We start from the raw sequence: 23,675 nt of genomic DNA on the forward strand, positions 1-23,675 counted from the left end.
GGAATTGTAATTGATGGTGAAGGTTCAAAGGTTATTTGCAAAGACTAATTTGAAAATTCAAGTTTGCCAACTTGCCCTTTGAGAGAGAAAAAATCCTTTTCTCAAAGGGCTTTTTCTATTTATTGTCTTGAAAATAAAGGATATATTATCTGGAAATTAGATGAAAAAAGAAAGAACATACCTTGTTTTGACGAACAAGGCAATTGAATTAAGTAATTGTCAGAAAGAAAAAATGATAGAAGCTTATGAAAAAATAAAATAGTGATTAATACAACGGAGTAAGAAAAGCTCCTTCATATATTAGAATAAAAATAAATTTTGTTGAGGTTAAATTGAGATTGACTTTGTATTGTATAAGTATGAAATAAAAAGGAATCAGGTGATGTACAATGAAAAAGTATAAAATATGTAAAATCCTTCTTGTTATACTGGCAATTTTTTATGTGTGGCTTTTTATGAATTGCTCGGAATCTGCGTTGCATATAAAAAGCAGCCGGAAGTGTCCAATACAACCCAAAAAGAAACAAAAAATGGGTCATGGAACGAATGTAGTGAAAATACAGAACGGGCAGTAATCATAGAAAAGAATCCAGAAGCGCTTTTACAAAGAGTGCGTTTGATCAAGAATGCAAAAAAGGAAATTATTCTTTCTACTTTTGCATTTCAATCCGATGAAAGTGGAAAATTGATTTTAAGAGCACTGCATGATGCGGCAGACAGAGGTGTACATATTCGTCTGTTAGTAGATGGAATGAAGAGTTAAATTGATATGGAAGAGTGTCCCGACAGGTATTGGAAGATGGAACCTATCGTGATCCGTATCATGTAGAGCCAATTTAATTGACAAAGAAGCGTCAGAGAAACGTACTTTTGGTACAGCATCTGCTTGGATGGGCAAGATATCTGTTTTGATAAAGGAGGAAGAAGATCGTGTTTCAAATATTAATTGTAGAAGATGATAAAGAATTAAGCCAGCTATTCCAAAATGTGCTTGAGAAGAATGGATATCAGGTCAAAAGTGCATCGGATGGAGCACTGGCATTAGAAATATTGGATAAAGAGTATATTGATCTGATCATTTCCGATATTATGATGCCGGTTATGGATGGTTATGAACTGGTGTCGGAACTCCGTTCAGCAGGATATCAGATACCGGTACTTATGATCACTGCGAAAGGTTCCTTTGATGATATGCGCCAGGGATTTCTTTCGGGAAGTGACGATTATATGGTAAAACCGGTAAATGTGAATGAAATGGTTTTAAGAGTCGGAGCACTGCTTCGCCGTGCACAGATACTGAATGAACACAAAATTGTGATCGGTTCAACAGAGTTTGATTATGATGCAATGACGGTTACAACTGATACGGAAAGTCTTGTTTTGCCTAAAAAAGAATTCCTGCTTTTATATAAGCTTGCAGCTTCGCCAGGCAGAACATTTACAAAACAACAGTTGATGGATGAAGTATGGGGATACGAGACGGAGGCAGACCCACATACGATAGAGGTACATATAGGAAGAATCAGAGAGCGTTTTAAAGATAACCCTGATTTTGAAATCGTAACAATGCGTGGAATTGGATACAAGGTGGTGAAAAAATAATGGAACAAAAGAAAGAAAAAGGATTGCGGATCCGATCCTGTCTGACTGGTGCAATCTGGTTGGCACTTGTATTTTCAACAGTCATATCTGCTTTATTATTTGCTTTTTTGAATCATTTTTTTAATCTGCCGGGCAGCATACCTGTGCTTGGCTGGCTTTTGATTTTCAATACATTGATTGCAGGGCTGATCACTTCCTTTATTAATGCAAAGTTACTGGAACCAATTACCAGACTTAGTAAAGCAATGAAGGAAGTTTCTCAGGGAGATTTTGAACAGCATTTGGAAACGAACAGCCGTATAACAGAAGTTGGAGAATCTTATCAAAGTTTTAACGTTATGACAAAAGAACTTCGTGCAACAGAGGTGCTGCAGATGAATTTTGTATCTGATGTTTCTCATGAGTTTAAGACTCCGATTAATGCCATTGAAGGATATACAATGCTGCTTCAGGGAGAAGAACTGTCTCCGGATCAAGAGAAATATGTAGAAAAAATCTTATTTAACACTCAAAGACTTTCCGGATTGGTTGGTAATATTTTGCTGTTATCCAAGTTAGAGAATCAGAATATACCAATGAAAAAAACAGAATATCGTCTGGATGAACAGATCCGCCAGGCATTTCTTTCATTGGAAACAAAATGGACAGAAAAAGAAATTGGTTTTCAGGTAGAATTGGAGGAAATTAAATATACTGGGAATGAAGGACTTTTTATGCATATCTGGATAAATCTTTTGGATAATGCGATTAAGTTCAGTCCTTCAAAGGGGACAATTACGATGTTTCTGAAACAAGAACAGGATTCTGTTAAGTTCATTCTGGAAGATGAAGGACCAGGAATAGCGGATGATGTAAAATCCAGAATATTTGACAAGTTCTATCAGGTAGATGGATCTCATAAAGCAGAAGGAAATGGCCTAGGTCTTGCACTTGTAAAACGGATTGTAGATAGTGCCGGAGGAACAATCAAAGCAGAAAACCGTGAATATGGTGGATGCAGATTTGTTATAGAGCTGCCAAAGCAGAAAGATGAGATTATATAGTTTTAAGATAAATTAGAAGATTGGAGGATTTATATGACATTTTATCAGGAGTTGCAGTTAAATCAGGCAGGTTCTAAAAACCTGTTAAAAAAGAGTGAAACACTAAAAGAAAAATTATATCATATGTGGGTATATCTGGTGAAGATAGCTGTTACAATGGCATTTTGTTTTTTCTTTGTTAGTATTTTCAGCATCCTATTTGGAAATGAGAACAGCATTGTAGGTGTAGTAGTCTTATTATGTCTCATGGTGTTTAGAAATGCGGATCTGGGGATCCACACCGGACAATCTACGATGCTTTTGGCTTTGTTCTTTGTAATTATGACTGTATGTCCGCATTTAGCAAATCAGTTTTCACCGGTATTGGGAATGCTGTTAAATATTGCGGCACTGGCTGTGTTGATTCTGTTCGGATGCCATAATCCATTCATGTTTAATCAATCTACATTGGTTCTTGGGTATCTGCTGCTATATGGTTATGATGTTACGGGAAAAAGCTATCAGATGCGATTAGTCGGAATGGCTTTAGGTGCAGCACTTACCTGCTTCGTATTTTATCGAAATCATAAAAACAGAACTTATAAAAGAAATCTGAAGGATCTGATACAAGAATTTGATATCACTTCTTCCAGAACAAAATGGCAGATATGTCAGATTTTATGCGTACCGATTGTCCTTTGCATTGCAGAACTTTGTAATATGCCACGTGCAATGTGGGCTGGTATTGCGGCCATGTCCGTGATTTTGCCGTCTATGGAAGATATGCACTACAGAGTCCGTAAAAGGATTGTCGGAAATATTGCAGGTGTTATATGTTTTACAGTATTATATTTTCTGCTTCCTTCGTCAATCTATGCATATATAGGAATTCTTGGTGGAATCGGTGTAGGATTTTCAGCACAATATGGCTGGCAGGCAGTATTTAACACATTTGGTGCTTTAGCCATTGCTGCAGAGACTTATGGACTACAAGGAGCAGTTAGTCTTAGAGTGATTCAAAATGTTTTTGGTGTTGTGTTTGCTTTAGCATTTTGTGTTATATTTTATTGGTTTATGTCTAAAAAAAAGGAAAGTGATGTGACCGTACATACAGAGTGAAGTGAATCAGGAAGAAAATTTGAATAGAATTATTACGGTTCCTAGATAAGGTTTTTTATGATGAAAACAGTATATCATATGCGGTCATGCATTGAAAATACTGTTCAGTTAAGAAATGCTGTATTTTTTAGGTGCACTAATGCGTAGAAAGCAGGTGTATGATGAGTTCAAATCATTTTTTGTGTATGACAAAAAGACAGATTGCATACGGTGTGTGCTTTCTTTACTTTATGACGAAAAAGTGGTAGAATGAAGCACAGGACTGATAGCAATGCTATCAAACCCAAAACTAAATATGGCTATACACCATTTACACCAATTTTTACACCAAACCTTATTTTTACCTTCATGAAACAGATGGGAATGGTGTAAAGAGGTTGAATACAAGCCCATTTATAGGCGATAAAATTTATAAAATGGTTTTAAGTCGTGAGTGGACGATTTCGTCCCGACGATGAAATCTTTAGACAGCGACAATAAAAAGTCTGCTGAAAAAGCACCCGAGGTTAAGGAAGAAGTAAAAGAAGAGGTTATCGACTTCTCTAAGGTTGAAATCGAGCCTATGTTCAAAGACTTTGTAGATTTTGACTCATTCAGCAAGTGTGATTTCCGTGCGGTAAAGGTAAAGGCTTGCGAGGCTGTTAAAAAGTCAAAGAAACTCTTACAGTTTACTCTTGACGACGGAACAGGTACAGACAGAACCATTTTAAGCGGTATTCACGCTTATTATGAGCCTGAAGAGCTTGTTGGCAAGACACTTATCGCTATTACAAACCTCCCACCAAGAGCAATGATGGGCATTGATTCATGCGGCATGCTCCTTTCTGCCGTTCATACTGAAGAGGGCGAGGAAAAACTCCACCTATTAATGGTAGATAACCATATCCCGGCAGGTGCAAAGCTCTATTAAGAAGTACCGTTTTACCCTACAAAACAGGATATACTTCATTTGTGAAAAAGCTCTGAAAATACACAAATACACCAAATTTACACCAAATGGTGCTTGAAACGGTGCAGAGCCTAAAAAATCGCATAATTTTTAAGATGAATGGGCAGTTCCATTGTGGAATTGCCCATTTTCAGAAAGAAAAAGATAAATCGGAATTTGAAGGAGGAAAGTATAATGAGTATAGTTGTTAATATATATTATTCCGGCGAAAATGGTTCTGCGCGAAAATTTGCAAAGGAGATGATTTCAAGCGGTACTGTTGATGCAATTAGAAATGAAGCGGGAAACATTAGATATGATTATTTTTTCCCTCTGGGAGATGAAGAAACTGTGCTACTAATTGACAGCTGGGAAAATCAAGAGAGCATTGATTTTCACCATCAAACACCCATGATGAATAAGATTGCAGAGTTAAGAGATAAATATAATCTTCACATGAAAGTGGAGCGATATCAATCAGAAGATGCGATTCCTGACAAAGATCAAAAATATATAAGAAATTGACAACTTCCAGTTTGCCAAACCCTTTGAGAGAGGAGAAATCCTTTTCTCAAAGGCTTTTTATTTGAATTGACTTTAACATATCAAATGTTATAATATAAAAAACACTAAATTAAATAAGTGTATTGATATGAAGATATATGAAGCGGTTGAAAGAGGAAAAGGTATTGGCAAGCAACTTTTGAAATACGGTATTGAAAAATTCGGTATAAAAGAAGTTACCGCCAATGAACAAAATCCGCAGGCGGTAGGATTTTATAAACATATGGAATTTGTAACATATAAAAGAACCGATTATGATGAAGAGGGAAATCCGTATCCTCTTTTATATATGAAAATAGTTTAATAAATTCAAATTATATGAATGGGGATATGGAAATGAGTACATATTGTATGAAAAACAAAAAATATCGGAAACCGGTTTTGATTTTAACGGTTTTGTTTTGCGTAAGTCTTACGGGCTGTACAAAGATATATAACGGAACAGATGAGCTTACAGAAAAAGCCCGAAAGGAAATGCCTGTTTCGGATTTTGAAACAACGGATATACAATATGCTGGAATGAGTGTTGCCGATAATAAGGCTTTGGCTTGGTTTATTTCAGGCAATGAATATCAGGCACATTATTATCTCCCGATGGAAGTAGAAGTAAAAGGCGACGATAAATATTCGTTTGTCAGAACTTATAAACCTATGAATGGCGAAACGGATAATATCGCAATCCTTAATTGGAACGGCGGATATTCATTTGTAGTAAATAATTCCGATTGTGCGTCGGTTAAAATTACAGGGGAAAACGGTATTTATGAAGAAAAAGTAAAAGAAGTTCCTTATGTGTTTTATTATCCGTCAATTCCGTCACAGTATGTTTTTCTTGATTCCGACGGAAATGAATTAAGTTAATAATTTTACTAAAAACAGCTTTTTGAGATATGTATTATGTATTTCTCAAGAAGCTGTTTGTATTTGAAAGAAAATTTTTGCACAGTACTGTTTTTTGTATACCTTATATGTTATTATTAAAACATATAAATTACGAACGGCAGGTGACTTTTGATGTATTTAGATACTTTTACATTACCGATTGATTTTGAAGAACCGATGATTCAAAAACAATGTGAACGCAACGGCGGCATTTACGGTTATATAGATAACACATACCCGTGCAGAATGTTCGGAAATCGTGAACTTTATGAGATTTCGTTTAAAAATGTAACAATTTTTTACGGCGGCAACGGTTCTGGAAAAAGCACACTTTTAAATCTTATTGCTCAAAAAATTGAGCTAAACCGCATCGCTCCGTTTAATTCAAGCGAATTATTTGATGAATATGTAAAAAATTGTGAGTATTCTCTCGGCTACGATGATGAGGGGTTCAAGCACAAAATACCTGACGGCAGTCGTATTATAACAAGCGATGATATTTTTGATTATATGCTCACTATTCGTACAAATAATGACGAAATTTCCGAGAAAAAGGACATTGCCCGTGATGAGTACGGTGCTTTAAAGTATGGCAAAAGTATAAGGTTCAGCGGAATGGACGATTACGAGCAGTTTAAAATGCAGGTTATGTCACGCAGGAAATCGGTGTCACGCAGAAAGTTTATTGAAAAAACTGCGGGCAAGGAAACCGAACTTTTCAGCAACGGAGAAACTGCTCTGAAATACTTTAAAACAAAGCTGAAAAACGACAAGTTGTATTGTCTTGACGAACCCGAAAACAGTATGTCGGCAAAAATGCAGTTAAAACTTGTAAAAATGCTTGAAGAACTGACCCGATATTGCGGCTGTCAATTGATAATTGCCACACACTCGCCGTTTTTGCTTGCTATGGACAATGCAAAAATTTATGACCTCGACTCAAACCCGGTTGAAGTAAAAGATTGGTGGGAACTTGAAAATACAAAGATTTACTATGAATTTTTCAAAGAGCACAGAAATCTTTTTGAAAATGATATATAAATAAACAAATATAATCTTTTGTATATTCGTTTTCTAAATAATAAAAATTTTCCCATAAACCTCTTGATTTTTGCGGTCAAGAGGTTTATACTATGTAAAATTTATCTATGCGGAAAGGAATTTGTAAATGAGAATTGAAAAAATAAAATCTCCGTTTGACAATTTAATGCTCGAAGTTGCTGTTTCAGAAACGAAAACACAGCCAAAGGCTATAGTTCAGTTTTCACATGGAATGTGCGAGCATAAAGAACGATATTTTGAATTTATGAATTACCTTAATGATAACGGCTATGTATGCGTTATTCACGACCACAGAGGTCACGGCGCAAGTGTGATAAACGAGGGAGAATTCGGCAATTTTTATACAGAGGATATCAGTGCCGTTATAGATGATATGCACGCTGTAACCGAATATATAAAGAAAAATTATCCGAATCTGCCGTTATATATTTTCAGCCACAGTATGGGCACACTTGTTGCACGAAATTATATGAAAAAGTATGAAAAGGAAATTGACAAAATTGTTCTTTGCGGCCCGCCTACCCATAACGGCAATGCAAGTTTCGGGCTTTTTCTTTCAAAAATTTTAAAACCTTTTTACAAAGAGCAGGCGCCCAATAAATTGCTGAACAACGGAACTTTTATCGGATACAACGAAAAGAATGCCGAACCTAATTCTTGGATAACGGAAAATAAAGACAATGTCAGAGCGTATAACGAGGACGAGCTTTGCGGTTTTGTGTTTACCACAAACGGTTTTATAAATCTGTTTAAACTGCAATTAAGTGCATTTGATTCGGATGATTGGGAAGTTTATAATAAAAGATTACCGATTTTTGTAATAGCAGGTGAAAATGACCCTGTTATTCAGTCAAAAAAGAAATTTAACGCACTTATAGTTTTCTTAAAAGAACTCGGCTATGCAAACATCAGCCAAAAACTGTATAAAAACAATCGTCACGAAATTCTTAACGAGAAAAATAAATCGGATATTTACAAAGATATTTTGAATTTTTACGAAAAATGAAAAAATGTATTGACATATTATTTTTGCAATGTTAATATACTGATAATATTTAGACAAAAGCATTGATAAGGAGGAGTACTTACTTTTTGACTCTGCAGAGAGGGAATGGTCGGTGAAAATTCTCGTGACAAAAGTAAGGAAGGTAGCCTTTGAGCTTTGAACCGAACAAAGTTATTTTCAGTAGGCTTCAACGGCAGTTCCCACCGTTATAAGGGAGGCAATATCGGATATTTTATCCCGCATTGTTTGAGTGCAGAAATTTTATTTCTGAATTTAGGTGGTACCACGAATTTTATTCGCCCTAAGCGTTTTGCTTGGGGCATTTTCTTTTGTCTGAATGTTTAATATACTTTTGGAGGGAAAAAAGATATGCAGACAAAACTATGGTTAAGACCATACAAAAAATGTGACGCTAAATTTATTGTGAATTGGTGTAAGGACGAAATCAGTTTTAGAAAATGGTGTTCTGACAGGTGGCAATCATATCCAATCACTGCCGAAGATATGAACAGAAAATACTTTGCAGACAATGGTGATTGCGGCGATGAAGATAATTTTTATCCTATGACATTTATGGAGAATAACGATGTTGTAGGTCATCTTATATTAAGATTTACAGACGAAAAGCGAACAGCATTAAGGTTTGGCTTTGTGATTGTGGATGATACAAAACGAGGCTTAGGTTATGGAAAGAAAATGCTAAATCTTGCATTGAAGTATTCTTTTGAAATATTGAAAGCTGACAAGGTTACTCTTGGCGTTTTTGAAAATAATGCCTCTGCTTATAATTGCTATAACTCAGTAGGATTTAAAAATATTGAAAGTCAAAGTAAAAGTCAATTTAGTTTTTACGGTGAAGTATGGAATATTTTTGAATTAGAAATGACTGAAAAAGACTACCGCATTAAAAAGTAAATTTTATTGCATACCAATGAAAAAAGTAGTATAATTAATTTATATTTTATTGCCAAAATATTGATTTTTCGGAGGGAAAATTGTGAATATAAGAAGGGCAGAGGAAAAGGATATTGTGCAGATTGAAAACCTGCTTTATCAGGTGCATAAGGTACACTCTGACAAAAGACCTGATTTATTTATTCCCGGTGCAAAAAATATACGACCGAGGAACTAAAAGAGATTTTGGCAGATGATGAAAAGCCTGTTTATGTTGCCGATGATGACGGAGTTATTTTAGGTTATGCTTTTTGCGTTTATCAAAGACATTGCACAAAGTCGAGCAATTATGTGAGCTTTTATATTGATGATTTATGCGTTTCTGAAAAATCAAGGGGCCGGAAAGTCGGCACTAAGCTATATGATTTTGTGCTTGATGTTGCCAAGCATAACGGCTGTCATAACCTTACGCTGAATGTTTGGGAGTGCAACGAGTCGGCTAAAAAGTTCTATGATAAATGCGGTTTGAAAATTCAGAAATACGGTATGGAACAGGTTTTGGATTGAGGAATATTCTAAAATTTAATTAAACGGATTTATTTTTTATTAAAAGACTTGTATATAAATATAAACATACTGATATAAAATACAGGAAATATTACTTACTAACTTGATTTTATGCACCTATTGTGCTAAGATTATAGTTACTAAACAGTTTTCACACCTGTTGTTTAGAATAAAGTTTATAGAGGTAAATCGGTGCATTTGCATCGGTTTATTAACAATTATAAAGTGAGGATAATAAAATGAAAAGTGATGTAATTAAGGTTGGCGTTAATGCCGCACCGCAGCGCTCACTTCTGAACGCACTCGGTCTTACTGAAGAAGAAATGAAAAAACCTCTTATCGGTATTGTCAGCTCAAAGAACGATATCGTTCCGGGTCATATGAATATAGACAAGATTGTTGACGCTGTAAAGCAGGGTGTTGCTATTGCAGGCGGTGTTCCTATTGTTTTCCCTGCAATTGCTGTTTGTGACGGTATTGCTATGGGTCACGAGGGTATGAAGTATTCACTTGTTACTCGTGAGCTTATCGCAGACTCAACAGAGGCTATGGCTAAGGCTCATGCTTTTGACGCTCTTGTTATGGTTCCTAACTGCGACAAGAATGTTCCTGGCCTTTTAATGGCTGCCGCAAGAATTAATGTTCCTACTGTATTTGTCAGCGGCGGTCCAATGCTCGCAGGTCATGTTAAGGGCAAAAAAACAAGCCTTTCAAGTATGTTTGAGGCTGTTGGTGCTTACACTGCAAACAAGATTTCTGCCGAAGAGCTTTGCGAGTTTGAAAACAAGGCTTGTCCGTCTTGCGGTTCTTGCTCAGGTATGTATACAGCTAACAGTATGAACTGCCTTACTGAGGCTATCGGTATGGGTTTACAGGGCAATGGTACAATTCCTGCCGTATATTCAGAGAGAATCAAACTTGCTAAGCACGCAGGTATGAAAGTTATGGAGCTTCTCGAAAAGAATATTCGCCCACTCGACATTATGACAGAAAAGGCATTTATGAATGCTCTTACAGTTGATATGGCTCTCGGTTGTTCAACAAACACAATGCTTCACCTTCCTGCTATCGCTAAAGAGGCAGGAGTTAAGCTTAATCTTGATATTGCAAATGAAATCAGTGCAAAGACACCTAACCTTTGTCACCTTGCTCCTGCAGGTCATACATATATGGAAGACCTCAACGAGGCAGGCGGTGTTTATGCCGTAATGAACGAGCTTACAAAGCTCAATCTTCTTAATACAGACCTTATTACTGCAACAGGCAAGACAGTTGCCGAGAACATCGAGGGCTGCGAGATTAAGGATACAGATATTATTCGTCCAATCACAAATCCATACAGCACAACAGGCGGTATCGCTGTTCTTAAGGGTAATCTTGCTCCCGACGGCTGCGTAGTTAAGAGAAGTGCAGTTGCTCCCGAAATGTTACAGCACAAGGGCAATGCAAGAGTATTTGACTGTGAAGAGGACGCTATCGAGGCAATTCACGCAGGCAAGATTAACCCCGGCGATGTTGTTGTTATTCGTTACGAAGGCCCTAAGGGTGGCCCGGGTATGAGAGAAATGCTCAATCCTACCTCTGCTATCATGGGCAGCGGTCTTGGTCATTGCGTTGCACTTATTACAGACGGTCGTTTTTCTGGCGCTACAAGAGGCGCTGCTATCGGTCATATTTCACCTGAGGCAGCAGTAGGCGGCCCTATCGCACTTGTTGAAGAGGGCGATACAATTGAAATCGACATCAACGCAAATACTATCAATTTACTTATTTCTGACGAAGAAATGGCAAAGCGTAAGGCTGAGTGGAAACCTCGTCAGCCTAAGATTACAACAGGCTACCTTGCTCGTTACGCAAAGCTCGTAACTTCAGGCGCTCAGGGTGCTGTTCTTGAGTAATTAACGCTTGGTGTAATTGCACAAAAAACCTTTTGGAATTTTATATTTTAAACACTGAGATTTAATAAAATAAGCAATTTGCACAATTAACTCCTTGTCTTATTAGGCAAGGAGTTAATTTTTTGACTTATCGTCAAATTTCTATTGTAAGCTTTATATAAATATGCTATAATTGACAAGTAAGTTGATTACTAATTGTCGAAAACGCTTAAGATTTGAATATATATCCCGAAAGGAGTGTTTCTTTTGAAACAGTACAATGCTAAAAAAATATTAAACATTGCCCTTGCAGGTCACGGCGGATGCGGTAAAACATCTGTTGCCGAGAGTATGATATATCTTGCAAAGGCATCTGAAAGACTTGGTAATATTGCAGACGGTAATACCGTTCTTGATTATGACAGTGAGGAAATCAAGCGCCAGACTTCAATTTTAACCTCGGTTGCTCCTATTGAATGGAAAAATACCAAGATAAATATTATAGACACTCCGGGTCTGTTCGACTTTGAGGGCGGTGTAGCAGAGGGTATGCGTGCCGCTGATTCGGCTCTTATTGTTGTATCGGGCAAAGACGGTGTAAATGTCGGCACTGAAAAGGCTGTTAAGGCCGCCACCAAGGCAGGACTTACAAAGATTTTCTTTGTAAACGGTCTTTGTGACGAAAGTGCCAGATTCTACCGTGTATTCGAGAGTTTAAAGGCTACATTCGGCCCTACCGTTTGTCCTGTTGTTGTACCGTACATTGTAGACGGTCAGGCAAATACATATGTAAACCTTTTTGATTATAAGGCTTACAAGTATGATACAGACGGTTCTGTGGTTCAGACTCCGCTCCCTGATATGGGCGACAGACTTGAGGGCTTGCGTGAGGCTATTAAAGAGGCTGTTGCAGAAACAAGCGAGGAGCTGCTCGACAAATTTATTATGGGCGAGGAGTTTACTCCTGAAGAAATTATCCTCGGCGTAAGCAAGGGTGTTAAAGACGGTACAATTTGCCCTGTATTCTGCGGTGATGCGCACAATACCTTTGCTTTTGATCAGCTTTTGAACAGCCTTGTATGGCTTGCTCCTACTGCTGCCGATAAGGGCGAAGAAATTGCAGTTGATGTTGACGGAGAGCCTGTTGAAATCAGCGTTAATGAAAATGCAGCGGCAGCCGCTGTTGTATTTAAGACAGTTGTTGATCCGTTTGTAGGTAAGCTGTCATATGTAAAGGTGGTATCGGGCAAGGTAAGTGCAGATACTCCGCTTGTAAATATGAGAACAGGCACTCAGGAGAGAATCGGCAAGGTTCTTACAGTAAAAGGCAAAAAACAGGTTGAAACCGATTATATAGGCGCAGGCGACATTGGCGCTATTCCGAAGCTTGCGTCAGTAAAAACAGGCGACACACTTTGCTCGCCGCTCAGAAAGGTAGTGCTTGACGGCATTGACTATCCTGTATCTTCATACACAATGGCTATTTATCCTGCCACAAAGGGTGATGAAGACAAGGTTGCGCAGGGACTGGCAAAGCTCAGCGAGGAAGACCCTACTATTAAGTATGTAACAAATCACGAAACACATGAAATGCTTATTTCGGGACTTGGCGAACAGCACCTTGATGTTGTGATTTCAAAGTTGAAGTCAAAATTCAATGTAGACGCAGTTCTCAAAAAGCAGAAAATCGCATATCGTGAAACTATCAGGAAAAAGGTATCGGCTCAGGGCAGATATAAAAAGCAGTCGGGCGGTCATGGTCAGTTTGGCGATGTATGGATTGAGTTTGAGCCTTGCGAGAGCGAGGGGCTTGAATTTGCCGAGAGAGTAGTAGGCGGCGCTGTTCCTAAAAACTTCTTCCCGGCAGTAGAAAAAGGCTTGCGTGACTCAATTAAAAAGGGTGTGCTTGCAGGCTATCCAATGGTTGGTATCAGAGCAACTCTTTATGACGGCTCATATCACCCTGTTGATTCATCTGAAATGTCGTTTAAAACTGCCGCAAGTATGGCATATAAAAACGGTATTCCAAACGCATCTCCTACACTTCTTGAGCCTATCGGTTCGCTTAAGGTTACATTGCCGGATTCAAATATGGGTGATGTAATGGGTGAAGTAAACAAGCGCAGAGGCAGAGTTCTCGGTATGACACCTGCAGAGGACAGCGGTATGCAGATTGTAGAGGGCGAAGTTCCAATGGCAGAGATGGACGATTTTGCTACCTATCTTCGCCAGGTAACTCAGGGCAGAGGCAGTTACGAATTTGCATTTGCAAGATACGAGGACGCACCTGCCAATGTTGCTCAGAAAATAATAGAAAAAGCTAAGCCAGACGCTGAATAAATAAAAAATCTTAATCCCATTGCAGATTTTTCCTGCGATGGGATTTGTTTCTCTTGACTAACTTTGATGTGCTGTGCTAAATTATTGTTAATGCCAATTTGTGGTGTATTTTATTTGTTAAGTGGTGTTTTTATTTGTTGGATTTAGTGCTTTCAAAGTTTATAAAAAATTATGATGACATAAAAAATCCGCAGGTTCGTACGGCTTGCGGTAATTTTTCGGGTGTTGTCGGAATAATTTTTAACCTTGTTCTGTTTGGCGCAAAGCTTTTGTCGGGAATACTCACCGCCTCAATTTCGGTAACGGCAGACGCATTCAATAACTTGTCTGATGCAGGCAGTTCGGTTGTAACATTCTTGGGATTTAAACTTGCCAACAGACCTGCCGATGAAGAACATCCCTACGGTCACGGCAGATATGAATATGTGGCGGGTTTGGGAATATCGTGTGCAATTATCCTTGTGGGTGCAGAGCTTTTAAAATCCTCGATTAAAAAGATATTCACTCCTGATGAAACTACCGCTATAACCCTGCTGTCAATCTGTATTCTAATTGGCTCAATATGTGTAAAATTATGGATGTTTTTCTTTAACAGGGCAATGTCAAAGAAGATTTCATCAGCCACTCTGAAAGCTACGGCAATGGATTCACTCACCGACTGCATTGCAACCTCGGTTGTCCTCATCGGCTTGGGAATTTCTGCCGTAACAGGTGTGAATATTGACGGCTGGCTCGGCTGTGCCGTTGCAGGCTTTATTTTATATACAGGCATAAGCACCTTTAAAGAGAGCCTTTCACCGTTGCTCGGCAATACTCCCGATCCCGAATTTATTGATGAAATAAGAGAAACCGTACTTTCTACCGAGCTTATTACAGGTATTCACGATTTGCTTATTCACGATTACGGCCCCGGCAGATGTATAGTTTCGTTTCACGCAGAAGTTCCGTATGATGTGGATATTATGAAAGCTCACGATGTAATCGACAGGCTTGAAAGAAAAATTCAGTCAAAGTATAATTGCGTGGTAACAATTCATATGGACCCGATTGCCGTATCGGACGAATATACGATTGAATTAAAAGAAAAAATCAGCGAGTCGCTGGCAGATATTGACGGCGCACTAAGTCTGCACGATTTTAGAATTGTAAAAGGCGAGGAATATCAGCGAGTACTGTTTGACCTTGTAGTTCCGCCCGAGTGCAAGCTCAAAGAGGCTGAGGCACTGAGTGCGGTAAAGGAAAAAATAGCGCAGATTGATGCAAAAATTATCCCTATAATACATATAGATAAAATCTGCCTTGAGGGTGGCGGAAGTTTTAAGCTGTAAGCCATAGGGCGATTATAATTATTATTAAAGCAATCAAGTGAGTTTTGAAAATCGCTTGATTGCTTTTTATTTGGATTGATTGTCAGTATTTGATAACTAAGACAATATACAATATATTGTGGTGGCAACAGCAAACCGTCACATATTATAGAAAATTTTTGTAATATTCTAATTTGCAATTATTCCCGAAAAATTGCTCAAATTAAACAAATAATAAAATCTGTTTTTGTCAGTTTGACGGTTGAATTAAATGCCTGTTTATGATAGAATAAGACTTGTGTTCGGTAACACACATACCACAACATATAGTAAAACTTTTTAAATTAATACTAAATATAGTTAAATATATGAATGATGAATACGGGAGGAACAAAAATGATAACTACAATTATTAAGCGTGACGGACGAGAAGCGAATTTTGACACAGAAAAAATAACACAAGCCATTTATAAGGCTGCACAGGCAATCGGCGGCAATGATTATGACGCCGCAAAGGCTCTTTCGTTACAGGTAGCCGATTTACTTGAGAAAAAATGTGGAGATAAAGCTCCTACTGTTGAGCAGGTTCAGGACGCAGTAGAAAAGGTACTTATTGAAAACGGACACGCAAGAACAGCCAAGGAATATATCCTTTATCGTGCCGAGCGTACAAGAGTTCGTGAAATGAACACAAAGCTGATGAAGATTTATGAGGACCTTACTTTTAAATCAGCAAAAGATAACGATGTAAAGAGAGAGAATGCAAACATTGACGGCGACACCGCAATGGGCACAATGCTCAAATACGGCTCAGAGGGTGCTAAGCAGTTTAACGAGATGTATATTCTTGACCCTAAGTATTCTAAGGCTCATCGTGACGGCGACATTCATATTCATGACCTTGATTTCTTTACACTTACCACAACTTGTTGCCAGATTGACCTTGTAAGCCTTTTTAAGGGCGGTTTTTCAACAGGTCATGGCTATTTAAGAGAGCCTAATGACATTGCATCATATTCGGCACTTGCCTGCATTGCAATTCAGTCTAACCAGAATGACCAGCACGGCGGTCAGAGTGTGCCTAACTTTGATTACTCAATGGCTCCGGGCGTTAAGAAAACATACAGAAAGCGTTACAGAATCAATCTTGAAAGAGCAATTGAACTTTTGACAGATGCCGAAGATCCTGACGCTGTAGTAAAAGAAATCTGCGAAAAGGCAGAGGAGGCAAGCGGCGAATGGCCGACACTCGAAAATCAGACTCCTAATTATAAAAAGGAGGAGCTTGCACTTCTTAAAGAAAAGTTTGAAGACAGAGTTGCCGAGAAAATTCAGCGTTTTGCGTTTAAACATGCCGAGGCTGAAACAGATAAGGCTACTTTCCAGGCTATGGAGGCACTTATCCATAACCTTAACACAATGCATTCAAGAGCAGGCGCACAGATTCCGTTCAGCTCGCTTAACTACGGTACAGACACATCTCCTGAGGGCAGACTTGTTATGAAGAATCTTCTTTATGCTACCGAAAGAGGTCTTGGCAACGGTGAAACACCTATTTTCCCAATTCAGATTTTCAAGGTAAAAGAGGGTATAAACTACAATCCGGAGGATAAGAACTACGATTTGTACAAGCTCTCAATGAGAGTTTCTGCAAAAAGACTTTTCCCGAACTTCTCATTCATTGATGCACCTTACAATCTCCAGTACTATAAGCCGGGTCATCCTGAAACAGAGGTTGCATATATGGGCTGCCGTACAAGAGTTATGGGCAATGTTTACGATCCTGACAGAGAGATTACATACGGCAGAGGAAACCTTAGCTTTACTTCAATTAACCTTCCAAGACTTGCAATTCTTTCAAATAAAAATATTGACTTCTTCTTTGAACAGCTTGACAGAATGTGCGATCTCGTTGTCGGTCAGCTCCTTGAGCGTTTTGAAATTCAGTGTCAGAAGTTGGTAAGAAACTATCCTTTCCTTATGGGTCAGGGTATTTGGCTTGACAGCGACAAGCTTACTCCTAACGATTCTGTAAGAGATGTTTTAAAGCACGGCTCACTCACAATCGGATTTATCGGACTTGCCGAGTGTCTTGTGGTTCTTACAGGCAAACATCACGGCGAGAGCGAAACTTCACAAAAGCTCGGCCTTGAAATTGTCGGCTATATGAGAAAGAAGATGAACGAGGCTACCGAGAAGTACAAACTTAACTTCGGTGTTATCGGTACTCCTGCAGAGGGCTTGTCGGGCAGATTTGTAAGAATTGATAAAGAGCGTTTTGGAATTATTCCGGGTGTTACAGACAGAGAGTATTATACAAACTCATTCCATGTGCCTGTATATTACAATATTTCTGCTTTTGATAAGATTAAGATTGAGGCTCCGTACCACAACCTTACAAACGGCGGTCACATTTCATACATTGAGCTTGACGGTGACCCGTCACAGAACATTGACGCATTCGAGGCTGTTATCCGTTGTATGAAAGAGAGCGGAATCGGCTACGGTGCAATCAACCACCCCGTTGACCGTGACCCTGTTTGCGGACATACAGGTATTATCGGTGATTATTGCCCACAGTGCGGCAGAAAAGAAACTAAGAACGGTCAGGGATTTGAGCGTATCCGCAGAATTACAGGCTACCTTGTAGGTACAACAGAGCGTTTTAACAATGCAAAGGCAGCCGAGGTAAGAGATAGGGTAAAGCACTCTGTTTCTGAATGTTGCGGTATGGAAGATTTTTCAGATGATATTACAGCATAATTATGAGTAAAGATATTATAAGACTTTCAGGCGTTATAAAAAACAGCATAGTTGACGGCCCGGGCTTCAGACTTACAGTCTTTTGTCAGGGCTGCCCGCATCACTGCGAGGGTTGTCACAACGAAAAAACGTGGGACTTTGACGGCGGATTTGATGGCAAGGTTGAGAAGATAATCAATGTCGCAAAGTCACTTCCGCTCTTGCAGGGACTTACTTTTTCGGGCGGCGAACCGTTTTGTCAGGCAGAGGCATTTGCTGAGCTTGGCAGGCTTGCACACGAAAACGGATATAATGTGGTTACATATACAGGTTATACATACGAAAAATTGCTTGAGGGAGCAGATAAACACCCTGAGTGGCTTGATTTGCTCAAGCAGACAGATTACCTTATAGACGGCAGATTTATACTTGAAGAAAAGAGCCTGATGCTTAAGTTCAGAGGGAGCAGAAATCAGCGTATTATTGATGTGAAAAAGAGCCTTGAAAGTAATCAAATAGTTGAAAATTACGATATATAAACAAAACCTGCGTTGTTGAGTATAACGCAGGTTTTGTGTTTTGCTGATTTTTTCAAAAGTTAGAGCAGCAAAGTATTTTATAATTATTTGCTTTAAACTGTGCACTAAACCGTAATAAACAAAATACGGACTGCACATAAAATGCAGTCCGTAAATATTTGAATTATGTGATTTGATTATTTAATAGCCTCAAATGCTTCCTGTAAATCGAAGAGAATATCATCAATATGCTCAGTACCGATTGAAAGACGAATTGTATTTGGCTTAATGCCCTGCTCTGCAAGCTCCTGCTCGTTAAGCTGTGAGTGTGTTGTTGATGCAGGATGAATAGCAAGTGACTTAACATCTGCTACATTTGCAAGAAGTGAGAATACCTGAAGATTATCAATGAACTTCTTAGCGTCTTCTTCTGTACCCTTGATTTCAAAAGTAAAGATTGAACCGCCGCCGTTAGGGAAGTACTTATCATAAAGTGCCTTATACGGTGAGTTTGGAAGTGATGGGTGGTTTACGCTCTCAACCTGTGGGTGATTTACAAGGAAGTCAAGAACTTTCTTTGTGTTCTCAACATGGCGCTCAACACGAAGTGAAAGTGTTTCAAGACCCTGCAAGAAGATGAATGCGTGGAATGGAGAGATTGTAGCACCTGTGTCACGAAGAAGAATTGCTCTGATGTATGTTACAAATGCAGCGCCCGGAGCAGCCTGTGTGAATACAGCACCGTGGTATGATGGGTTTGGCTCAGCAAACTGTGGGAACTTGCCTGATGCAGCCCAGTCAAACTTACCGCTCTCAATAATTACACCGCCGATTGCCGTACCGTGACCGCCGATGAACTTTGTAGCTGAATGAACAACGATGTCTGCACCGTACTCAAATGGTCTTACAAGGTAAGGTGTAGCAAATGTGCTGTCAACAACAAGCGGAATATTGTGTGCGTGTGCAATCTTTGCGAGAGCCTCAATATCAATGAGGTTAGCGTTTGGATTGCCGAGTGTTTCAATGTAGAGAGCCTTTGTATTCTCGTCAATAGCGTTTTCAAAAGCGCCTTCCTCGTCTGGGTCTACAAATGTTGTTGTAATGCCGTAAGCAGGAAGTGTGTGCTCAAGAAGATTGTATGTGCCGCCGTAAATTGTCTTGGCTGCTACAATGTTTTCGCCTGCTTTAGCAAGAGCCTGAATTGTATATGCAATTGCTGCTGCACCTGATGCTACTGCAAGAGCGGCTGTACCACCCTCAAGAGCTGCAATTCTCTGCTCAAAAATATCTTCTGTTGGGTTTGTAAGTCTGCCGTAAATGTTGCCTGCATCTTTAAGTGCAAAACGATCGGCAGCGTGCTGGCTGTTGTGGAATACATAAGATGTTGTTGCGTAAATCGGAACAGCTCTTGCGTCTGTTACCGGGTCTGCTGATTCCTGTCCTACATGAAGCTGAAGTGTTTCAAAGTGTAATTTTCTATCTTTTAATGTGCTCATTTTAGTTACCTCTTTCAATAATTAATTTAGTTTGTTATAATGTTATAGTAAAAGTTAAAGTAGTAGTAATTGTTGCATCAGCAACAACATTCTGAGGTACTGCACATTCGTCCGTATCGGTAATTCTGTCTTAAAAGGTTTACAAATAATATAAGCATTAGAGTTCTCCTTTACTAAAACTTACTAATTACATAGGTTTAATGTGATTGTATATTATCATATAATTTTACTCTTGTCAATAGTATTTTTTAAATTTCTAAAAATATATTTGTTTAGTAGGTTTTAAGAGCAAAATTTATCAAATTCAAAGCATAAAATTTGCAAAAAATCTTATATGAAATATAAAATAGAAGAAATCGGATAAAAAACACCTTGAAAACCTACTAAATATATGTTATTATTGTGTTATAGATAAATGCTATAATTTTGCAAATACTTAGTAAAAGGTGGTGTTAATTTGAAAATTTCTACTAAGGGAAGATATGCACTGCGAATGCTTATAGATCTGGCTATGCACCAGAATGACGGCTACATTGCATTAAAGGATATTGCCGCTCGTCAGAATATTTCTAAAAAGTATCTTGAGCAGATTATGCCGATTTTAAATAAAGCTGATATTTTGCTTACTAATCGTGGCTTTCAGGGTGGATACCGCCTTGCAAGAAATCCTAACCAATATACGGTAGGTGAGATTCTCCGCATTACAGAGGGCAGCCTTGCTCCTGTTGCTTGTCTTGACCACACTCCGAATACTTGCCCTATGAGCGAGGAATGCATTACTTTACCTGTATGGCAGGGACTTAATGATGTTATTACAAAGTATCTTGACGGCATCACTATTCAAGACATTATTGACCGTCAGACTGAGAGCATCGGCAATGACTATGTAATATAATAGTATATAAGTTTATAGAAAAAATTATAAAGCCATCTTTGATTTTATCAGTCAAAGATGGCTTTGTTTGTTAATTAGTTTTTTATTGTTTAGGCAAATAATGTTTTAACACACAAAGTTTAGTTTTGAAAATTTAGCTTTTGCGTTACTTTGTTGCCCGAACGATAATCAGCTAAAGCATAAATTTCTCCCAAAACTTTTGATAAAAGCCCAAAATAACAGACCACAAAGCCGAAGTAAAATTCCGTCTTTGTGGTCTGTTAAAAAATTCCTAAATAATTTATTACAGGGGATAGATGTTAAATTATTTATCTGAGAACATCGGAGTTGAGAGGTAACGGTCGCCTGTATCAGGAAGAAGTGCTACAATTACCTTGCCCTTATTTTCAGGACGCTTAGCAAGCTCGGTTGCCGCATATACTGCCGCACCCGAAGAAATACCTACAAGCACACCCTCGGCACGAGCGATTGCCTTGCCTGTTGCAAATGCGTCATCGTTTTCTACTGCGAAAATTTCGTCATATACATTAGTATCAAGTGTTTCAGGAACAAAGCCTGCGCCGATACCCTGAATTTTGTGAGGACCTGCAACACCCTTTGAAAGAACAGGTGAGGTAGCCGGCTCAACAGCAACAATCTTTACATTAGGATTTTTTGATTTGAGGTATTTGCCAACGCCTGTTACAGTACCGCCTGTGCCAACCCCTGCAACAAAAATGTCTACCTTGCCGTCTGTATCTTCCCAAATCTCAGGGCCTGTTGTAGCAAAGTGAGCGGCAGGGTTTGCCTGATTTACAAACTGTCCGGGAATAAAGCTGTGCGGAATTTCCTTGGCAAGTTCGTCAGCCTTTGCAATAGCGCCTTTCATACCCTTTGCACCATCTGTAAGAACAAGCTCAGCACCGTAAGCCTTGAGGAGATTTCTGCGTTCAACGCTCATGGTTTCAGGCATTGTAAGGATAATTCTGTATCCTCTTGCGGCAGCAACAGCTGCAAGACCGATACCTGTGTTACCACTTGTAGGCTCAATAATTACAGAGTCAGAAGTAAGTAACCCTTTTTTCTCTGCGTCATCAATCATAGCCTTTGCTACTCTGTCCTTAACACTTCCTGCCGGATTAAAATATTCAAGCTTTGCAAGTACAGGTGTGTCAAGTCCCTGTGCAGCAGAGTAATTATTGAGTTTCATAATAGGTGTTCTGCCAATGAGGTCAGTGATTTTCTCATAAACTTTCATGGTGGTATCTCCTTTGTAATGTATTTATTTTATAGTGATTTTAGTAATTTTCGTAATTAAAATTTAATTCTTATTAAACCTACATAAATTATAGGTATTATTATAGCACCGCTATATACCGTTGTCAACACCCAAAATTAAAATAAATAAAAAATTGTAATAATGAATAATATACTGCTTATATGCAATATGTATAGAAATATATAAACATTTTCTATAATGAAAAATGTAAATGCAATTGCAATTTTTTACAATATATGTTAAAATTACTGCAAAAATAAGCAAATAACTTTGCTCACAATTCAGAAGAGGGTGTATAACTTTGAAAAAATGTTTTTCGATTGTGCTGACTGTTCTTATGGCAGTAATCGTGTTTACGGCTGTTCCTGCGGCTAATGCGGCGGTTATTGAAAACAGTCAGTCGGTACATACTAATCAATCGGCGGACTTAGGAATACCTCCGCTTGACTTTGGTGATTCTAACGATTATGACAGCGGCGGCGGTTCTGATTGGGGCGGCGGTTCTGATTGGGGCGGCAGCTCTGACTGGGGCGGCAGTTCCGATTGGGACAGTTCAGACAACAGCAGTTCCGAAAGCAGTGGAGAAGGTCTTGGATTTGGCGGAACGTTAGTTGTTTTCCTTGTAGTTATCGGTATAGTTGTTTACAGCATGATAAGGGGCAAAAAGGACAGCAAAAGAACAACTACTACTGTTGGCAGATCACAGACAATTCAGCAGTCGGCAGGCAGAAATGTTACACTTCCTGACCGTACGGCGGAGATTTCAGACCTTATCAAGCAGAAAGACCCGAACTTCTCGGCAGAGGATTTCCTTTCATTCTCAAGATATGTATATGTTACAATTCAGGATGCGTGGAGCAATCGTGATCTTTCGCCTGTTAGAATTTATCTTCACGATAACCTTTACAATCAGACCCAAAAGCAGATTGAGCGCAAGATTGCAAACGGTGTAATCAACAAGATAGAGAATGTAGCGGTAAGCACAGCCTATCTTACAGCATATCGCAGGGATAAGGAATTTGAGTATGTTACAGTTTACCTCAATGCCCGTCTTACAGACTACGAGATAAACGAAAAGACAGGTCAGGTTCTTCGTGGCGATCCAAATGCAAGATACGAACTTAGATATGCACTTCGTTTTGCCCGTAATTCAGGCATTAAGACCACAAGTGCAAATACTCAGACACTCAAGTCGCACAGCTGTCCAAACTGCGGTGCGCCGCTTGAAATGTCAAGCTCAGGCAAGTGTGAATACTGCGGAAGTACAATTACAACAGGTCAGTATTCATGGGTACTCAGCGAGTATTCTTCTATTCGTAATGATACTGTTGACCAGGGCATTTACATTGAAAAAGATAATAATGCTCAAAACAACACAAATAATAATCAGTAATTTTCTTATTGCTGTTCGGGACCGGGATTTTTCCCGGTCCCGATTTTTGCATTTAATCTGTAAATATTTTTTATATGATAGCAAAATAAAGCCATAAACAAAGTTGTTTTTTACATAATGTATCAAATACTTGCATTTTTAACGCTTGTGTGTTATATTGTAACTGATTTGTTAATCAATATTTCTAAAGTACAAGGTGATAT

General features: G+C 38.7%; 20 protein-coding genes, 2 pseudogenes and 1 other annotated feature. Of the genes and pseudogenes, 20 read left to right on the plus strand and 2 right to left on the minus strand.

What is annotated here, in order from left to right; genetic code table 11:
• Positions 1 to 389: 389 nt before the first annotated feature.
• The 18 genes and pseudogenes from DXC23_RS07870 to nrdG form a co-directional block, all read left to right on the plus strand.
• Positions 390 to 760: pseudogene (locus DXC23_RS07870) on the plus strand (phospholipase D-like domain-containing protein); the annotation flags it as partial.
• Positions 761 to 930: 170 nt separating this feature from the next.
• Positions 931 to 1,602: a response regulator transcription factor gene (locus DXC23_RS07875; protein WP_117705569.1), complete on the plus strand. Its 672-nt coding sequence runs from the start codon at positions 931 to 933 to the stop codon at positions 1,600 to 1,602.
• Positions 1,602 to 2,645 carry a HAMP domain-containing sensor histidine kinase gene (locus DXC23_RS07880; protein ID WP_117705570.1) on the plus strand — a complete coding sequence of 348 codons (1,044 nt, stop codon included), beginning with the start codon at positions 1,602 to 1,604 and terminating at the stop codon, positions 2,643 to 2,645. The genes DXC23_RS07875 and DXC23_RS07880 overlap by 1 nt, the downstream gene beginning before the upstream one ends.
• A 33-nt stretch (positions 2,646 to 2,678) precedes the next feature.
• Positions 2,679 to 3,743, plus strand: coding sequence for an FUSC family protein (locus DXC23_RS07885; RefSeq protein ID WP_117705571.1), 1,065 nt, complete (start codon positions 2,679 to 2,681; stop codon positions 3,741 to 3,743).
• Between the two features lie 454 nt (positions 3,744 to 4,197).
• Positions 4,198 to 4,653, plus strand: a complete 456-nt coding sequence (locus DXC23_RS07890) for a methionine--tRNA ligase subunit beta (protein ID WP_117705572.1) — start codon at positions 4,198 to 4,200, stop codon at positions 4,651 to 4,653.
• Between the two features lie 213 nt (positions 4,654 to 4,866).
• Entirely contained in the window at positions 4,867 to 5,196 is a 330-nt protein-coding gene (locus DXC23_RS07895; RefSeq protein ID WP_117705573.1) for a putative quinol monooxygenase, read from the plus strand.
• A gap of 148 nt (positions 5,197 to 5,344) precedes the next feature.
• A pseudogene (locus DXC23_RS07900) lies at positions 5,345 to 5,539 on the plus strand (GNAT family N-acetyltransferase); the annotation flags it as partial.
• A gap of 47 nt (positions 5,540 to 5,586) precedes the next feature.
• Positions 5,587 to 6,096 carry a hypothetical protein gene (locus tag DXC23_RS07905; RefSeq protein WP_147329132.1) on the plus strand — a complete coding sequence of 170 codons (510 nt, stop codon included), beginning with the start codon at positions 5,587 to 5,589 and terminating at the stop codon, positions 6,094 to 6,096.
• 153 nt (positions 6,097 to 6,249) lie between these two features.
• On the plus strand, positions 6,250 to 7,158 hold the full coding sequence (locus tag DXC23_RS07910) for an AAA family ATPase (protein WP_117705576.1): 909 nt from the start codon (positions 6,250 to 6,252) through the stop codon (positions 7,156 to 7,158).
• A 127-nt stretch (positions 7,159 to 7,285) separates the two neighbouring features.
• Positions 7,286 to 8,185 carry an alpha/beta hydrolase gene (locus DXC23_RS07915; protein WP_117705577.1) on the plus strand — a complete coding sequence of 300 codons (900 nt, stop codon included), beginning with the start codon at positions 7,286 to 7,288 and terminating at the stop codon, positions 8,183 to 8,185.
• A gap of 53 nt (positions 8,186 to 8,238) precedes the next feature.
• Positions 8,239 to 8,492 (plus strand) — a binding site (T-box leader).
• A gap of 62 nt (positions 8,493 to 8,554) precedes the next feature.
• Entirely contained in the window at positions 8,555 to 9,100 is a 546-nt protein-coding gene (locus tag DXC23_RS07920) for a GNAT family protein (protein ID WP_117705578.1), read from the plus strand.
• Between the two features lie 82 nt (positions 9,101 to 9,182).
• The gene (locus DXC23_RS12805) at positions 9,183 to 9,317 is read left to right on the plus strand and encodes a hypothetical protein (RefSeq protein WP_347474788.1); all 135 of its coding nucleotides are present in this window, start codon (positions 9,183 to 9,185) and stop codon (positions 9,315 to 9,317) included.
• 8 nt (positions 9,318 to 9,325) lie between these two features.
• Positions 9,326 to 9,646 carry a GNAT family N-acetyltransferase gene (locus DXC23_RS07925; protein ID WP_347474789.1) on the plus strand — a complete coding sequence of 107 codons (321 nt, stop codon included), beginning with the start codon at positions 9,326 to 9,328 and terminating at the stop codon, positions 9,644 to 9,646.
• A gap of 239 nt (positions 9,647 to 9,885) precedes the next feature.
• Positions 9,886 to 11,544 carry a dihydroxy-acid dehydratase gene (gene ilvD, locus DXC23_RS07930; protein WP_117705579.1) on the plus strand — a complete coding sequence of 553 codons (1,659 nt, stop codon included), beginning with the start codon at positions 9,886 to 9,888 and terminating at the stop codon, positions 11,542 to 11,544.
• 246 nt (positions 11,545 to 11,790) lie between these two features.
• Positions 11,791 to 13,863, plus strand: coding sequence for an elongation factor G (locus tag DXC23_RS07935; protein ID WP_117705580.1), 2,073 nt, complete (start codon positions 11,791 to 11,793; stop codon positions 13,861 to 13,863).
• 134 nt (positions 13,864 to 13,997) lie between these two features.
• Entirely contained in the window at positions 13,998 to 15,191 is a 1,194-nt protein-coding gene (locus DXC23_RS07940; protein ID WP_117705581.1) for a cation diffusion facilitator family transporter, read from the plus strand.
• Between the two features lie 375 nt (positions 15,192 to 15,566).
• Positions 15,567 to 17,933 carry an anaerobic ribonucleoside triphosphate reductase gene (locus tag DXC23_RS07945; protein ID WP_117705582.1) on the plus strand — a complete coding sequence of 789 codons (2,367 nt, stop codon included), beginning with the start codon at positions 15,567 to 15,569 and terminating at the stop codon, positions 17,931 to 17,933.
• A 2-nt stretch (positions 17,934 to 17,935) separates the two neighbouring features.
• Entirely contained in the window at positions 17,936 to 18,451 is a 516-nt protein-coding gene (gene nrdG, locus DXC23_RS07950) for an anaerobic ribonucleoside-triphosphate reductase activating protein (protein ID WP_117705583.1), read from the plus strand.
• A 176-nt stretch (positions 18,452 to 18,627) separates the two neighbouring features.
• Here the strand turns inward: nrdG and DXC23_RS07955 are convergent, their stop codons facing one another.
• Complete coding sequence (locus tag DXC23_RS07955; RefSeq protein WP_117705584.1) at positions 18,628 to 19,926, minus strand: O-acetylhomoserine aminocarboxypropyltransferase/cysteine synthase family protein; 1,299 nt, start codon at positions 19,924 to 19,926, stop codon at positions 18,628 to 18,630.
• Between the two features lie 457 nt (positions 19,927 to 20,383).
• On the opposite strand from DXC23_RS07955, the gene DXC23_RS07960 reads away from it, so the two are divergent.
• Positions 20,384 to 20,821 carry an Rrf2 family transcriptional regulator gene (locus DXC23_RS07960; RefSeq protein WP_117705585.1) on the plus strand — a complete coding sequence of 146 codons (438 nt, stop codon included), beginning with the start codon at positions 20,384 to 20,386 and terminating at the stop codon, positions 20,819 to 20,821.
• A 304-nt stretch (positions 20,822 to 21,125) separates the two neighbouring features.
• On the opposite strand, the gene cysK is transcribed toward DXC23_RS07960, so the two are convergent.
• Entirely contained in the window at positions 21,126 to 22,058 is a 933-nt protein-coding gene (gene cysK, locus DXC23_RS07965; protein WP_117705586.1) for a cysteine synthase A, read from the minus strand.
• Positions 22,059 to 22,380: 322 nt separating this feature from the next.
• Here cysK and DXC23_RS07970 point away from each other — a divergent pair, with 322 nt between their 5' ends.
• Positions 22,381 to 23,472 (plus strand): Tim44-like domain-containing protein, encoded by a 1,092-nt coding sequence (locus tag DXC23_RS07970; protein ID WP_158552511.1) that lies wholly within the window; start codon positions 22,381 to 22,383, stop codon positions 23,470 to 23,472.
• The last annotated feature ends 203 nt before the right edge of the window (positions 23,473 to 23,675 follow it).

Source organism: Eubacterium sp. OM08-24 (genome assembly GCF_003438075.1).
Classification (GTDB): Bacteria; Bacillota; Clostridia; order Oscillospirales; family Acutalibacteraceae; genus Ruminococcoides.

Bases quoted from the DNA above. Each gene is read 5' to 3' on its own strand.
- DXC23_RS07880 (WP_117705570.1), top strand. From the start codon at position 1,602: ATGGAACAAAAGAAAGAAAAAGGATTGCGGATCCGATCCTGTCTGACT.
- DXC23_RS07885 (WP_117705571.1), top strand. From the start codon at position 2,679: ATGACATTTTATCAGGAGTTGCAGTTAAATCAGGCAGGTTCTAAAAAC.
- DXC23_RS07890 (WP_117705572.1), top strand. From the start codon at position 4,198: ATGAAATCTTTAGACAGCGACAATAAAAAGTCTGCTGAAAAAGCACCC.
- DXC23_RS07895 (WP_117705573.1), top strand. From the start codon at position 4,867: ATGAGTATAGTTGTTAATATATATTATTCCGGCGAAAATGGTTCTGCG.
- DXC23_RS07905 (WP_147329132.1), top strand. From the start codon at position 5,587: ATGAAAAACAAAAAATATCGGAAACCGGTTTTGATTTTAACGGTTTTG.
- DXC23_RS07910 (WP_117705576.1), top strand. From the start codon at position 6,250: ATGTATTTAGATACTTTTACATTACCGATTGATTTTGAAGAACCGATG.
- DXC23_RS07915 (WP_117705577.1), top strand. From the start codon at position 7,286: ATGAGAATTGAAAAAATAAAATCTCCGTTTGACAATTTAATGCTCGAA.
- DXC23_RS07920 (WP_117705578.1), top strand. From the start codon at position 8,555: ATGCAGACAAAACTATGGTTAAGACCATACAAAAAATGTGACGCTAAA.
- ilvD (WP_117705579.1), top strand. From the start codon at position 9,886: ATGAAAAGTGATGTAATTAAGGTTGGCGTTAATGCCGCACCGCAGCGC.
- DXC23_RS07945 (WP_117705582.1), top strand. From the start codon at position 15,567: ATGATAACTACAATTATTAAGCGTGACGGACGAGAAGCGAATTTTGAC.
- nrdG (WP_117705583.1), top strand. From the start codon at position 17,936: ATGAGTAAAGATATTATAAGACTTTCAGGCGTTATAAAAAACAGCATA.
- DXC23_RS07955 (WP_117705584.1), bottom strand. From the start codon at position 19,926: ATGAGCACATTAAAAGATAGAAAATTACACTTTGAAACACTTCAGCTT.
- cysK (WP_117705586.1), bottom strand. From the start codon at position 22,058: ATGAAAGTTTATGAGAAAATCACTGACCTCATTGGCAGAACACCTATT.